Here is a 13,273-nt window from a genome sequence, read left to right on the forward strand (position 1 = left end):
TCATGAGCAGCCCCAGCGCCGGCAACATGGAACGCATCCTGCGGCTGATGGCCGACAAGGGTGCTTCGGACTGCTATCTGTCCGCGAACATGCCGGTGCTGATCCGCATCAACGGCCAGACGGTGCAGTTGTCGGACCAGTTGCTGACGCCGCCGCAGCCGCGCCAGCTGATTGCCGAAGTCGTCGACCCCGGCAGCATGGCCGAGCTGGACAACTCCGGCGAGCTGAACATGGCCGTGTCGGTGCGCGGGGTCGGCAGCTTTCGCCTGTCGGGCTTCCGCCAGCGCGGCTCCATCGCCGGTGTGTTCCGGCACATCCCGCACGACATACCGACGCTGGAAAGCCTGCAGCTGCCGCCCGTGCTGGGCGGCATGATCAAGGAAAAGCGCGGCCTGATCCTGATGGTGGGCGCCACCGGCACCGGCAAGAGCACCACGCTCGCGTCCATGCTGGAGCTGCGCAACCAGACGATGACGGGGCACATCCTCACCATCGAGGACCCCATCGAATACCTGTTCAGCAACAAGCGCTCGGTCGTCAACCAGCGCGAGATCGGCCGCGACACGGCCTCGCTGCAGATCGCCCTGAAGAACGCGCTGCGCCAGGCGCCGGACTGCATCCTCATTGGCGAAATCCGCGACCGCGAGACGATGACGGCGGCCATCAGCTACGCGCTGTCGGGCCACCTCGTGCTGGCCACGCTGCACGGCAACAACACCTATCACGCGCTAAACCGCATCCTGTCGTTCTACACGCCGGAGTCCCGCCCCGCGCTGCTGAACGACCTGGCGGCCGGCCTGAAGGCCGTCATTTCGCAGCGCCTCGTGCGCGCCACGGCGGGCGGGCGCGTGCCGGTCATCGAGATCCTGCTGAACACCAAGCTGGTGTCGGAGCTGATCGAGCAGGGTGACTTCGCCGGCGTGAAGGAGGCGATGGAGAAGTCCATCGCCGAGGGCTCGCAGACCTACGAAGAGCACTTCGCCAAGCTGATCACCGACGGCACCATCACCCGCGAGGAAGGCCTGGCCTTCGCCGACTCGCCGACCAACCTGCTCTGGCGGCTGCAGAACGAGGCGCCCGGCGCCCGCCTGTCGACCGCACCACGCAAGGAAGAGAAGGCTGGCGACGAAGCCAGCTTCACCGAAATCACCCTGGACGTCCGCGGCACTTGAAGCTGATTGACTACATCACCTCCCAAGCCGCCCGCCTCGACCAGGCGGGCTTGTTTTTTGGCCATGGCACGACGAATGCGTTCGACGAGGCCGCGTGGCTGGCGCTGTGGCGCCTGGGCCTGCGCGTGGATGCGCTGGACGAGGAAGAAGAGCGCGAGCTGAGCGATGCCGAACAGGCCGCCATCACGGCGCTGATCGACGAGCGCATCACGACCCGCAAGCCTGCCGCCTACCTGACCGGCGAGGCTTGGCTGCAAGGCGTGCCGTTCACCATCGACGAGCGCGCCATCGTGCCGCGCAGCTTCATCGCCGAGCTGATTGCCGACGCCAGCATCGACCTTTGGCTGCACCCCGACAGCCGCCGCGTGCTGGACCTGTGCACCGGCAACGGCAGCCTGGCCGTGCTGGCGGCGATGGCCTGGCCGGACGTCGAAGTCGATGCGCTGGACATCGACATCAACGCGCTCGCCGTCGCCAAGCTGAACGTCCAACGCCACGACCTGGCGCTGCGCATCCGTCTGCTGCAAGGCGACGGGCTGGCGGCTTGCAACCCGCCCTACGACTTGATTCTCTGCAATCCCCCTTACGTGAACAGCACCAGCATGGCCGCCCTGCCCGCCGAATACCGCGCCGAACCCGAACTGGCGCTGGCCGGCGGGGCGGACGGCATGGACTTCATCCGCGAGCTGCTGCGCGCAGCGCCTGCCGCCCTGACTGACGACGGCGTGCTCGTGCTGGAGATCGGCAATGAGCGCGAGAACTTCGAGGCGGCCTTCCCCACACTCGAAACGGTCTGGCTCGAAACCTCCTCCGGCGCCGACCAGGTGCTGCTCCTGACCAAGGAGGCCTTGCAATGATCACGCTGCGCGACATCACGCTGCGCCGCGGCGTCAAGGTGGTGCTGGACAACGCGTCCGCGACTCTCCAGCCCGGCGAAAAGATCGGCCTCGTCGGCCGCAACGGCGCCGGCAAGTCAAGCCTGTTCGCGCTGCTGACGCACCGCCTGAGCAACGACAAGGGCGAGGTCGAGGTGCCCAAGCACTGGCGCCGCTCCGAGGTGGCTCAGAACATGCCCGAGACCGACGACGGCGCGACCGACTACGTGCTGGAAGGCGACCTGCCGCTGGTGGCCGCTCGCGCCGCGCTGGAGGCCGCCGAGGCCGCCAACGACGGCCACGCGATGGCCGACGCGCACGCGCTGCTCGCCGACGTGGGCGCCTTCGATGCCCGCTCGCGCGCCCAGGCACTGCTGATGGGCCTGGGCTTCAAGACCGAGCAGCTCGACGCGCCGGTCAACAGCTTCTCCGGCGGCTGGCGCATGCGCCTGCAACTGGCCCGGGCGCTGATGTGCCCTGCCGAACTGATGCTGCTGGACGAGCCCACGAACCACCTGGACCTGGACGCGCTCGTCTGGCTGGAAGCCTGGCTGCAGCGCTACGACGGCACGCTGATCATCATCAGCCATGACCGCGAATTCCTCGACGCGATCACCAAGGTCACGCTGCATCTGGACGAAGGCAAGCTGGTGCGCTACGGCGGCAACTACACCAGCTTCGAGACCCAGCGTGCCGAGCGCATGGTGTTGCAGCAAGCGGCGTTCGCGAAGCAGCAGGACCGCGTGGCCCATCTGCAGAAGTTCATCGACCGCTTCAAGGCCAAGGCCAGCAAGGCCAAACAGGCACAGAGCCGCGTGAAGGCGCTGGAGCGCATGGAGCGGCTGGCGCCGGTGCTGGCCTCGGCCGACTTCAACTTCGAGTTCCGCGAGCCGCTGAACCTGCCCAACCCCATGCTGATGTTCGACGAGATGTCGGCCGGCTACGGCACGAACACCATCGTCCGCAACGTCGACCGCTCCGTGCTGGCCGGTCAGCGCATCGGCATCCTCGGCGCCAACGGCCAGGGCAAGTCCACGCTGGTGAAGACCATCGCGGGCACCCAGCCCGCGCTGGCCGGCAAGCTGACGCAGGGCAAGGGCCTGTCCATCGGTTACTTCGCCCAGCAGGAGCTCGACGTGCTGCGGCTGGACGAAGGCCCGCTGGAGCACATGGTGCGTCTGGCGCGCGAGGTCGGCCCCGCCGGCCGCGAGCAGGAGCTGCGCGACTTCCTGGGCCAGTTCCGCTTCACCGGTGACATGGTCAACCAGCAGGTTGGCAGCCTGTCCGGCGGCGAGAAGGCGCGCCTTGTGCTCGCCATGCTCGTCTGGCAACGCCCCAACCTGCTGCTGCTGGACGAGCCGACCAACCACCTGGACCTGAACACCCGCGAGGCGCTGTCCATGGCGCTCAACGAGTTCGAAGGCACCGTCATGCTGGTCAGCCACGACCGCGCACTGCTGCGCGAGGTCTGCGACGAGTTCTGGCTGGTGGCCGACGGCGTCGTCAAGCCCTTCGACGGCGACCTGGACGATTACCAGAAGTGGCTGCTCGACCAGAGCAAGGAAGCCGCCCGCGCGGCCAAGAAGCAATCGGCGGCAGCGCCGGCGCCGGCCGTCAAGGCATCAGCCGCACCAGCACCCGCGCCTGCTGCGCGCGATGACCGCAAAGTGTCGGGCCAGGCGCGCGCCAAGCTCGCTGACCAGACACGCCCGCTGCGCAAGGAGATGGAGCAGATCGACAAGCGCATGCACGCGCTGGCCACCGAGCGCGCAGAGGTCGAAGCCCAGCTCGCCGAAGGCGCCGCCGCCTCGGCCATTGCCGAGATGGGCAAGCGGCTGAAGGCAATCTCAGACCAGCTCGAAGCCGACGAGGCCCGTTGGCTGGAGCTGGGCGAGCAGATCGAGGCGCTCAGCTGAGGAGCACCGCTGCCAGCGCCAATGCGCCTGGCAGCGCCTGCACGAACAGGATCTTCTTCGAGGCTGTGGCCGCGCCGAACACGCCGGCCACGATGACGCAGCCCAGGAAGAACACCAGCCAGGGCTTGCCCGCGCCCGCAGCGCCCTGGATCAGGCCCCAGGCCAGGCCGGCGGCCAGGAAGCCGTTGTAGAGCCCCTGGTTGGCCGCCAGCGCCTTGCTCTGTTCAGCAAAGTCGGGCTTGAGCCCGAAGGCCTTGCGGCCCATCGGCTTGGTCCAGAAGAACATCTCCAGCACCAGGATGTACACGTGCAGCAGCGCCACCAGCGCCGTCAGCACGATTGCGACCATCTGCATCGTCTCTCTCCTCGTCATTGATTGGGGGTGGCGCATCCTCGCAGATCGCCCTACCGTCGCCTGTCACGCAAAAGACCATTTAACTTGTGTGCAATTAAATTGCCAACTACATTAATGCCCATGCCACGCGCCAAGCCATCCACCACCAGCGATCCCCGCTCGCAATGGCTGCAGCTCGACCGTCAGCTGTGCTTTGCGCTCTACAGCAGCTCGCTGGCGATGACCAAGCTCTACAAGCCGCTGCTCGCGCCGCTGGGCCTGACCTACCCGCAGTACCTCGTCATGCTGGTGCTGTGGGAGGCCGACGGCCTGAGCGTGTCCGCGCTCGGACAGCGCCTGTCGCTGGACTCCGGCACGTTGACACCGCTGCTCAAGCGCCTTGAATTGCTGGGGCACATCGAGCGCCGCCGCGCCACGGACGACGAACGCCGCGTCGACTTGTTCCTGACATCGGCCGGCCGCAAGCTGCGCGCGCAGGCGCTGGACATTCCCGAACGGCTCGCCTGCGCCAGCGGCTGCGAGCTGGCTGAACTCGTCACGCTGACCCAGCGTCTGCACGAGCTGCGCGCCCAGTTTGCCAAGGCGACGGACGACTGATTTCTTCCCCCTCCCCCCACCACCACCCCAAAGGAGCCACCATGGCCATCGAGAAAGCCCTCTACACCGCCACCGCCACTGCCACCGGTGGCCGCGCCGGCACCGCCAAGTCGTCCGACGGCGTGCTGGACCTCGCACTGAGCACGCCCAAGGAACTGGGCGGCGCCGGCGGCCCGGGCACCAACCCCGAACAGCTGTTCGCAGCTGGCTACTCCGCCTGCTTCATCGGCGCGATGAAGGCCGTCGCCGGCAAGCAGAAGATCAGCCTGCCCGCCGAGGTGTCCATCACCAGCGACGTCGCCATCGGCCCGCACGCCAACAAGCCGGGCGCCTTCGGCATCCAGGTCGACATGAAGATCTCGGTGCCGGGCATGGAGCGTGCCGCGCTGGAAGCGCTGGTCGCCACCGCCCACGAGGTCTGCCCCTACTCCAATGCCACGCGCGGCAACGTTGACGTGACGCTGACCATCGTCTGATCAGTCCGCCAGCAGGGCCAGGATCAGCTCGATCCTGGCCTTGACCGGGCTCAGCGCCCCGGCGCTGGGCAACAGTCCGGGCAGGTTCATGACCGGCCCGGCATCGCAGCGCGTGCTGCGCAGCACGCGCACACCGCGCGCCTCGGCACCGCGCAGCGCGCTTTCCAGCGCGATGGACAGGGTGCCATTGCCGGTGCCGGCTGCCACGATGCCATCCACACCCGCCGTCAGCAAGGCCTGCACGATGCGGCCATCGGCGCCCGCGTGGTTGAAGACGATGTCGACGCGCGGCCAGCCCTGCGCCGCCCTCGCAATGCGGCCGAGACCTAACGCCTCACCCACAGGCCAGCGGCCAACCAGGCGGACCGCGCCTTCCTCCACCCGCGCCACCAGCGCACCGTCGGTTGATTCGAAAGCATCGACGCGGTAGCTGTGCGTCTTGCGCACCTGCACCGCGTCGTGCACGCGCCCGGCCAGCGCGACGACCACGCCCGCAGCATCCGGCGCAGCCGCCACCTGCACGGCATCGAACAAGTTCTGTGGCCCGTCCGGCGCCAGTGCGGTCGCCGGCCGCATCGCTGCCGTCAGCACCACAGGCTTGGCAGGCGCCAGCACGCGGTGCAGGAAGTAGGCCGTCTCCTCCAACGTATCCGTACCATGCGTGACGACAACGCCACCCACTTCCGGCCGCGCGAGCTCCGCCTGCACAGCGCTGGCCAGACGCTGCCAGGTCGCGAAGCCCATGTCCTTGCTGTCCAGTTGCGCAACCTGATGCGCCTCCAGCGGCCGACCGGCCAGCGTCGGCACCGCAGCCAGCAAGTCCTCGACGCCCAACTGCGCCGCTGTGTAGCCGACGCCGTCGCTGGCGCTCTGGGCCGTGCCGGCAATCGTGCCCCCTGTGCCGAGGATGACAATCAATTTCGCTGAGGTTTGCAATTTGCTGGTTTCCTGGACAAAAATACAGGTGCTGGACAGATTTCCAGCCACCTCAAAAGGCCGCCCGTGCAAGACCAACCCAAGCTTACCGCCCGCCAACAGCAGATCTTTGACCTGGTACGCAACGCGATCGAAAGCACTGGCGCGCCACCGACCCGCGCCGAAATCGCCGCCGAGCTGGGTTTCAAGTCCGCCAACGCCGCCGAGGAACACCTGCAAGCCCTGGCCCGCAAAGGTGTGCTGGAACTCGTCGGCGGCACCTCGCGCGGCATCCGCCTCAAGTCCGACGCGCTGAATGCCGTCAACCGCGCCCGCCAGTTCAGCCTGCCCATCCCGGGCCTCGCGCAGCTGACGCTACCCCTGATCGGCCGCGTCGCAGCCGGCGCCCCCATCCTGGCGCAGGAACATGTCGAGCAGACCTACAGCGTCGAACCCAGCCTGTTTGCCAAGAAGCCCGATTACCTGCTCAAGGTCAAGGGTATGAGCATGCGTGATATCGGCATCCTCGATGGCGACCTGCTCGCCGTGCAGTCCGCGAAGGAAGCTCGCAACGGCCAGATCGTCGTCGCCCGCGTCGGCGAGGAAGTCACCGTCAAGCGCTTCAAGCGGGGGCCCGACGGCATACAGCTGCTTCCCGAGAACGATGATTTCGAGCCGATTCGTGTTGACGAGGGCGAACACTTCAGCATCGAGGGCCTGGCTGTCGGCCTGATCCGCGGGCAAGGCTTCAACTGATTCCAGAACAGCCCGCGTCACTGACACGGACATTTGGACGCGCTGGAACGATGGCGCGCGTCAATTTGTCTGGCAGCCGCTGCTGCAAGGCGCCTGGCGTGGAACTGTGTCCACCTCGTCGATGTGTCGCATTACAAATCCTGCGGTGACGCGACCGGGTGAGCAATGGATGCGCTATGATTGAGGGCTTGCAGGAGAGGTGGATGAGCGGTTTAAGTCGCACGCCTGGAAAGCGTGTGTGGGTTTATCCCCACCGCGGGTTCGAATCCCGCCCTCTCCGCCAAGTACGAACGGGCCCACTGGGCCCGTTTTGCTTTTTCCCGCGGAGATCGTGGTGCGCTGCGCCTGCAATTCATGCCTGGAAAAGCGCAGTTCATCGCGTCACGCTGGTTTGAGCACGACGCCTGCTGAACACTGTCATTCGTGCCTTGCTTTGTACAGGGCTGGAGTTGGTGATGTCGCGACTGCTGAATGGATGGGTGAGCTTTGGCTTGGCATTGGGCCTGGTCTCTGCAGGCCTGCCGGCCGGGGCCAGCGAAGTGGTCAAGCTGGCGAGACTTGTCGTTAGCGGTAAGCGCAGTACCAACGAGGCGCCGCGCACGGTACCTGTTGAACGTCGCGCGCCAGGCACGGGCACGCAGGTCCATGGCGGGGGCAGCAACGATGTGGGAACCGCGCCGGCGCCGACACGTGGCCTATCCTGACACCCCGACAAACCAAAAAAAATGCGTCGAAACTTGAAGGTTTCGACGCATCGAAATTTCTGGCGGAGTGGACGGGGCTCGAACCCGCGACCCCCGGCGTGACAGGCCGGTATTCTAACCAACTGAACTACCACTCCGCGTGGAATGAATTCGGCATTGTCTTTCGACAATACCCGAGTTCATCAAACTCGCCCGTCTTGCGACGAGATTTGGCGTCCCCTAGGGGATTCGAACCCCTGTAATCACCGTGAAAGGGTGGTGTCCTAGGCCTCTAGACGAAGGGGACAATCTTGCAAATCAAACTTAAAAGACAAACGGCCAACGAATTGGCCGTTTGCGTATCGGGCGATCCAGCAATGGAATCATCCGATGGAATCCTTGGCGGAGTGGACGGGGCTCGAACCCGCGACCCCCGGCGTGACAGGCCGGTATTCTAACCAACTGAACTACCACTCCGCGTGGGATGAATTCAGCACTGTCTTTCGACAACACCCAAGCTCATCAAACTTGGCGTCCCCTAGGGGATTCGAACCCCTGTAATCACCGTGAAAGGGTGGTGTCCTAGGCCTCTAGACGAAGGGGACTAAACCTTCGTCGCTTGAACTGCGCGCCGCCAATAAACCAGATGGTTTAAATGGTGGAGGTAAGCGGGATCGAACCGCTGACCTCTTGCATGCCATGCAAGCGCTCTCCCAGCTGAGCTATACCCCCAATTTGATTCTTGATTCAGTCGTTACCGACTTTGTCGCAAATCGCTTTGTTTGCAGCGCTGTTCAAGCGAGACCAAGAGTATATGACGAAATTCAGAGTGATTGCAAGCGTTCGAGGACTTTTTTCTTGTCGAAGTGCTCGAGCACGGCATCGAGCGATGGCGTCTGCGCGCGACCACACACCAGAACACGCACCGGCACGGCCAGTTGCGGCATCTTGAGGCCGGTGGCAGCGAGGGTTTCTTTCAGGGTCTGCTGCAGGGTTGTTTTGTTCCATTCGGTCAGAGCAGCCAGCTTCTCGGCGAGCGCTGCCAAGGCCGGGCGGATGGCGTCGGTGATGTGGGCGGCCAAGTCGTCCGCTAAGGGCGTGACCGGCACGAAATACATCGCCAGCCAATCCGCCAGTGCGGCGACCGTCGCGCAGCGGTCCTTGAACAGACCGACCTTGGGCTGGATCTCCTCGACAGTCACGGCGACGCCCTTGGCCGCCAGTTGCTCGACGACGAGGCCGGCCAGGCGCGTCTCGTCGATGTGCTTCACGTAGTGGCCATTGACCCAGTCCAGCTTGGCGGGGTCCCACTGGGCCGGGCTCTTGGAAAGGTGCGAGCCGTCGAACCAACTGACCATCTGTTCGGCCGAAAACAACTCGTCGTCGCCGTGGCTCCAGCCCAGGCGGGCGAGGTAGTTCAGCATGCCTTCGGGCAGGTAGCCGTTGGCCGCGTAGTCCATCACGCTGACGGCGCCACGGCGCTTGGAGAGCTTCAGGCCGTCGTCGCCCAGGATGATGGGCAGATGGCCGAATGACGGCAGCGGCGCGCCCAGCGCGTTGAAGATGTTGATCTGCCAGGGCGTGTTGTTGACGTGCTCGTCGCCGCGGAAGACGTGGCTGATGCGCATGTCCCAGTCGTCGACGACGACGGCGAAGTTGTAGGTCGGCACACCGTCCGCACGGGCAATGATGAGGTCGTCGATCTCGCGGTTGTTGATCGTGATCGAGCCTTTGACGATGTCGTCCCAGGTCACGTCGCCTTCGATCGGGTTGGCGAAGCGGATGACCGGCTTCACGCCCTCGGGCGGCGTCGGCAACGTCTTGCCCGGCTCGGGGCGCCAGCGGCGGTCGTAGAGGGTCTTTTCGCCGCGCGCCTTCTGGGCCTCACGCATCGCGGTCAGCTCTTCGGGCGTCGCGTAGCAGCGGTAGGCGCGGCCGGAGGCGATCAACTGCTCGATGACGGCCTGGTAACGGTCCAGGCGCTGCATCTGGTAGATCGGACCTTCGTCGTAGGACAGGCCCAGCCAGTTCATCGCCGCAATGATCTGGTCGACCGAGTCCTGCGTGGAGCGGGCGACGTCGGTGTCCTCGATGCGCAGCACGAACTCACCGCCGTGGTGGCGGGCGTAGGCCCAGGAGTAGAGCGCCGTGCGGGCGGTGCCCAGGTGCAGGAAGCCGGTCGGCGACGGCGCGATGCGCGTGCGGATCTTGTCGAATGAGCTCATCGGGTGTTCAAGGTAGAGAGACCGCGCTGCAGGTCGTCGGTGATGTCGTCGACATGCTCAAGGCCGACGGCCAGGCGGATCAGGCCCTGGCCGATGCCCGCAGCCTGGCGCTGGGCCTCGGTGAGGCGGCCGTGCGAGGTCGTCGCCGGGTGGGTGATGATGGTTTTCGTGTCGCCGAGGTTGGTAGCGATGGAGACGACGCGCGTGCTGTCGATGACGTGGAAGGCTGCGGCGCGTGCGGACTCAGGGGAGTCGGCCTTGACGTCGAAGGACAGCACCGCCCCGCCCTGCCCGCTTTGCTGGCGCATGGCCAGGTCGTGCTGCGGGTGGGAGACCAAGCCGGGGTAGTGGACGCGCGCCACCTCGGGCTGCGCTTCCAGCCAGCGTGCGACGGCCAGGGCTTGTTCGCTCTGCGCCTTCATGCGCAGCGATAGCGTTTCCAGGCCTTTGAGCACGACCCAGGCGTTGAACGGGGCCAGCGTCATGCCGACGGTGCGCAGCACGGGGCCGAACACGTCGCGGATGAGCTTGTTCGGCCCGCAGAGCGCGCCGGCCATCACGCGGCCCTGGCCGTCCATGTACTTGGTGGCCGAGTGCATGACGACATCGGCGCCCATCTCGGCGGGCCGCTGCAGGGCCGGCGACGAGTAGGTGTTGTCGACGGCCAGCAACGCGCCCGCATCGTGCGCCATGTCGGCCAGCGCGCGGATGTCGCAGATCTCGGTCAGCGGGTTGGTGGGCGTCTCGGCGAAGAAGAGCTTGGTCGAGGGCTTGATGGCCGCGCGCCATTCGGCAAGGTCGGTCTGCGAGACAAAGCTGGTCTCGACGCCGAACTTGCCGAACTCCTTGGCGAAGAGATTGATCGTCGAGCCGAAAACCGAGCGCGAGCAGATGACGTGGTCGCCCGCTTTCAGCAGTCCCATGCCGAGCAGCAGGATGGCGCTCATGCCGGTCGACGTGGCGATGGCCGCTTCCGTGCCCTCCAGCGCCGCCATGCGCGCTTCCAGGCTGCGCACGGTGGGGTTGCTGGTGCGCGAGTAGGTGAAGTCCTCGGAGTTGGCGAACTTGCGCGCCGAGGTCTCGGCGTCGGCCTGCACGTAGGCCGTGGTCAGGAACAGTGCCTCGGAGTGCTCGCCGTGCTGGCTGCGCGGCAGGCCGGTGCGGATGGCCAGCGTCTCAGGGCGCAGGCCCTCGGGCAAGGTGCGGCGGGAGTCGTCGCTCATGCGCTCAGCCCTCCCCGCCGCTTTGCAGTGCCAGGCGGCTGCGCGCATCGGCGTCCTCATCGCCGGGCTGGCTGGTGCGCTGGGCACGCAGCGTGGCAAAGTCTTCCAGGCTGACGTCGCCAGTGACGTAGTGGCCGTCGAAGCAGCTCGCCTCGAAGCCGGCGAGCCCCGGGTGCAGCGCGGCGACGACGCGCTTCATCGCGTCGACGTCCTGGTAGATCAGCGCGTCGGCGCCGATGTATTCGCGGATCTCTTCGACGGTGCGGTTATGTGCGATCAGCTCCTCGGCCGTCGGCATGTCGATGCCGTAGACGTTGGGGAAGCGCACCGGCGGCGCTGCGGAAGCGAGATAGACCTTGCGTGCACCGGCCTCGCGGGCCATCTGCACGATCTCCTTGGACGTGGTGCCGCGCACAATGGAATCGTCAACCAGCAGCACGTTGCGGTCCTTGAATTCCACGCTGATGGCGTTGAGCTTCTGGCGCACACTTTTCTTGCGCGCGCCCTGCCCCGGCATGATGAAAGTGCGGCCCACGTAGCGGTTCTTCACGAAGCCCTCGCGGTAGGGCTTGCCGATGCGGTGAGCCAGCTGCATGGCCGACGGGCGGCTGCTTTCCGGGATGGGGATCACCACGTCGATCTCGTTGGGCGGCATCGTCGAGATGACGCGCTGGGCCAGCGTCTCGCCCATGTTCAGACGAGCCTGGTAGACGGAGATGCCGTCCATCACCGAGTCCGGCCGCGCGAGGTAGACGAACTCGAACATGCAGGGGTTCAGCGACGGGTGGTCGTTGCACTGCTCGGTGTGCAGCTGGCCGGCATGGTCGATGAACAAGGCCTCGCCGGGCGCCAGGTCGCGATCAAGCTGATGCCCGGTGCCTTCCAGCGCGACGCTTTCGCTGGCGACCATGAACTCGCCATTGGCTGACCGGCCAAAGCACAGTGGGCGGATGCCGAACGGGTCGCGGAAGGCCAGCAGGCCCTGGCCGGCAATCAGCGCGATGACGGCATAGCTGCCCTTGATGCGCTTCTGCACCGCGCGCACGGCGGCGAAGATTTCCTTCGGCGTCAGCGGCAGGTCGCGCGCGGCCATCTCCAGCTCGTGGGCCAGCACGTTGATCAGCACCTCGGTGTCGCTTTCGGTGTTGATGTGGCGGCGGTCGATGGCGAACAGCTCTTCCTTCAGCGCATGGGCGTTGGTCAGGTTGCCGTTGTGGACCAGCACGATGCCGAAGGGCGCGTTGACGTAGAAAGGCTGGGCCTCTTCCTCGCTGTAGGCGTTGCCGGCGGTCGGGTAGCGCACCTGGCCCAGGCCGATGTTGCCGGGCAACGCGCGCATGTTGCGGGTGCGGAAGACATCCCGCACCATGCCGCGGGCCTTGTGCATGAAGCATTTCTGGCCCTGCATCGTGACGATGCCGGCGGCGTCCTGGCCGCGGTGCTGCAACAGCAGCAGCGCGTCATAGAGCAACTGATTGACGGGGGTGGCCGCGAGGGTGCCGACGATGCCGCACATGGCGAGGGTCCTTAATCTATCGATTCCGCCTCAGATGGGGTCATCGAGCGCGAAACAAAACGGGCAATGGGTTCGGGCAGCAGGGGCGCGGTGTCACGCAGCACGCCGGCCAGCCGGGGCACGGCGAGCGAGGCCCGCCAGGTTTGTGATTCAGCCAGCGGCGACGCGCCGATGACGAGCACCAGCAGCAGGGCAATGAAGACACCACGCAGCGCGCCGAAGCCGGCGCCGCCGAGGCGGTCCACCACCGACAGCGGCGTGGCGTGGATCAGCGCCTTGACCAGTCGCGTGGCCAGGCTCCAGACAATGAGGACGAAGAAGAAGGCGATGGCCAGAGAGATCGCATGCAGCACGGCGGGGCCGAACTGGCCCGTCATCGAGTCGGGCAGCAGGTCCAGCACGACAGGTGCCAGCGGCGAGGCGGCGAAATAGGCGATCACCCAGCCGGCCAGCGACATCACCTCGAAGACCAGGCCGCGCCAGAGGCCGATGGCGACGGACAGCAGCAGCAACGCTGCCAGCGCGAGATCGACCCAGCTCAGCGCGATGTCCATGGCCCGCTGC

General features: G+C 66.1%; 12 protein-coding genes and 6 tRNA genes. 7 read left to right on the forward strand and 11 right to left on the reverse strand.

Features of this window, described 5'->3' with window-relative positions:
• Positions 1-2: 2 nt before the first annotated feature.
• From ACG00Y_RS16190 to abc-f, 3 genes are read left to right on the forward strand one after another with little or no spacing between them, the layout of a single operon-like run.
• A complete protein-coding gene (locus ACG00Y_RS16190; protein ID WP_394480553.1) occupies positions 3-1,172 on the forward strand; it encodes a PilT/PilU family type 4a pilus ATPase in 1,170 nt (389 codons plus the stop codon).
• On the forward strand, positions 1,169-2,029 hold the full coding sequence (gene prmB, locus ACG00Y_RS16195) for a 50S ribosomal protein L3 N(5)-glutamine methyltransferase (protein ID WP_394480554.1): 861 nt from the start codon (positions 1,169-1,171) through the stop codon (positions 2,027-2,029). Before ACG00Y_RS16190 ends, prmB begins: the two co-directional genes overlap by 4 nt.
• Positions 2,026-3,963: a ribosomal protection-like ABC-F family protein gene (gene abc-f, locus ACG00Y_RS16200; protein ID WP_394480556.1), complete on the forward strand. Its 1,938-nt coding sequence runs from the start codon at positions 2,026-2,028 to the stop codon at positions 3,961-3,963. The genes prmB and abc-f overlap by 4 nt, the downstream gene beginning before the upstream one ends.
• On the opposite strand, the gene ACG00Y_RS16205 is transcribed toward abc-f, so the two are convergent.
• Complete coding sequence (locus ACG00Y_RS16205) at positions 3,956-4,318, reverse strand: DUF1304 domain-containing protein (RefSeq protein WP_394480558.1); 363 nt, start codon at positions 4,316-4,318, stop codon at positions 3,956-3,958. The two genes, abc-f and ACG00Y_RS16205, sit on opposite strands and share 8 nt — an antisense overlap.
• Before the next feature lie 120 nt (positions 4,319-4,438).
• Here ACG00Y_RS16205 and ACG00Y_RS16210 point away from each other — a divergent pair, with 120 nt between their 5' ends.
• Positions 4,439-4,915, forward strand: coding sequence for a MarR family winged helix-turn-helix transcriptional regulator (locus ACG00Y_RS16210; RefSeq protein ID WP_394480560.1), 477 nt, complete (start codon positions 4,439-4,441; stop codon positions 4,913-4,915).
• A gap of 41 nt (positions 4,916-4,956) precedes the next feature.
• A complete protein-coding gene (locus ACG00Y_RS16215; protein WP_394480561.1) occupies positions 4,957-5,391 on the forward strand; it encodes an organic hydroperoxide resistance protein in 435 nt (144 codons plus the stop codon).
• On the opposite strand, the gene ACG00Y_RS16220 is transcribed toward ACG00Y_RS16215, so the two are convergent.
• Positions 5,392-6,309, reverse strand: coding sequence for an asparaginase (locus ACG00Y_RS16220; protein ID WP_394480563.1), 918 nt, complete (start codon positions 6,307-6,309; stop codon positions 5,392-5,394).
• An 84-nt stretch (positions 6,310-6,393) separates the two neighbouring features.
• Here ACG00Y_RS16220 and lexA point away from each other — a divergent pair, with 84 nt between their 5' ends.
• Both lexA and ACG00Y_RS16230 read left to right on the forward strand, forming a co-directional pair.
• The gene (gene lexA, locus ACG00Y_RS16225) at positions 6,394-7,062 is read left to right on the forward strand and encodes a transcriptional repressor LexA (protein ID WP_394480636.1); all 669 of its coding nucleotides are present in this window, start codon (positions 6,394-6,396) and stop codon (positions 7,060-7,062) included.
• Between the two features lie 193 nt (positions 7,063-7,255).
• Positions 7,256-7,345: transfer RNA gene (locus ACG00Y_RS16230), tRNA-Ser, on the forward strand.
• A gap of 481 nt (positions 7,346-7,826) precedes the next feature.
• Here ACG00Y_RS16230 and ACG00Y_RS16235 read toward each other — a convergent pair.
• The 9 genes from ACG00Y_RS16235 to ACG00Y_RS16275 form a co-directional block, all read right to left on the reverse strand.
• Positions 7,827-7,903, reverse strand: a tRNA-Asp gene (locus ACG00Y_RS16235).
• 73 nt (positions 7,904-7,976) lie between these two features.
• Positions 7,977-8,052: transfer RNA gene (locus ACG00Y_RS16240), tRNA-Glu, on the reverse strand.
• A gap of 93 nt (positions 8,053-8,145) precedes the next feature.
• Positions 8,146-8,222, reverse strand: a tRNA-Asp gene (locus ACG00Y_RS16245).
• A 52-nt stretch (positions 8,223-8,274) separates the two neighbouring features.
• Positions 8,275-8,350: transfer RNA gene (locus ACG00Y_RS16250), tRNA-Glu, on the reverse strand.
• Positions 8,351-8,401: 51 nt separating this feature from the next.
• A tRNA-Ala gene (locus ACG00Y_RS16255) sits at positions 8,402-8,477 on the reverse strand.
• Between the two features lie 92 nt (positions 8,478-8,569).
• Positions 8,570-9,970 carry a glutamate--tRNA ligase gene (gene gltX / locus ACG00Y_RS16260; protein WP_394480565.1) on the reverse strand — a complete coding sequence of 467 codons (1,401 nt, stop codon included), beginning with the start codon at positions 9,968-9,970 and terminating at the stop codon, positions 8,570-8,572.
• Entirely contained in the window at positions 9,967-11,193 is a 1,227-nt protein-coding gene (locus ACG00Y_RS16265) for an O-succinylhomoserine sulfhydrylase (protein ID WP_394480567.1), read from the reverse strand. Before ACG00Y_RS16265 ends, gltX begins: the two co-directional genes overlap by 4 nt.
• A 4-nt stretch (positions 11,194-11,197) precedes the next feature.
• Positions 11,198-12,709: an amidophosphoribosyltransferase gene (gene purF, locus ACG00Y_RS16270; protein ID WP_394480568.1), complete on the reverse strand. Its 1,512-nt coding sequence runs from the start codon at positions 12,707-12,709 to the stop codon at positions 11,198-11,200.
• An 11-nt stretch (positions 12,710-12,720) separates the two neighbouring features.
• Positions 12,721-13,263, reverse strand: a complete 543-nt coding sequence (locus ACG00Y_RS16275) for a CvpA family protein (protein ID WP_394480570.1) — start codon at positions 13,261-13,263, stop codon at positions 12,721-12,723.
• Positions 13,264-13,273: the final 10 nt, after the last annotated feature.

It is taken from the genome of Pelomonas parva, from assembly GCF_043555835.1.
Classification (GTDB): Bacteria; Pseudomonadota; Gammaproteobacteria; order Burkholderiales; family Burkholderiaceae_C; genus Pelomonas; species Pelomonas parva.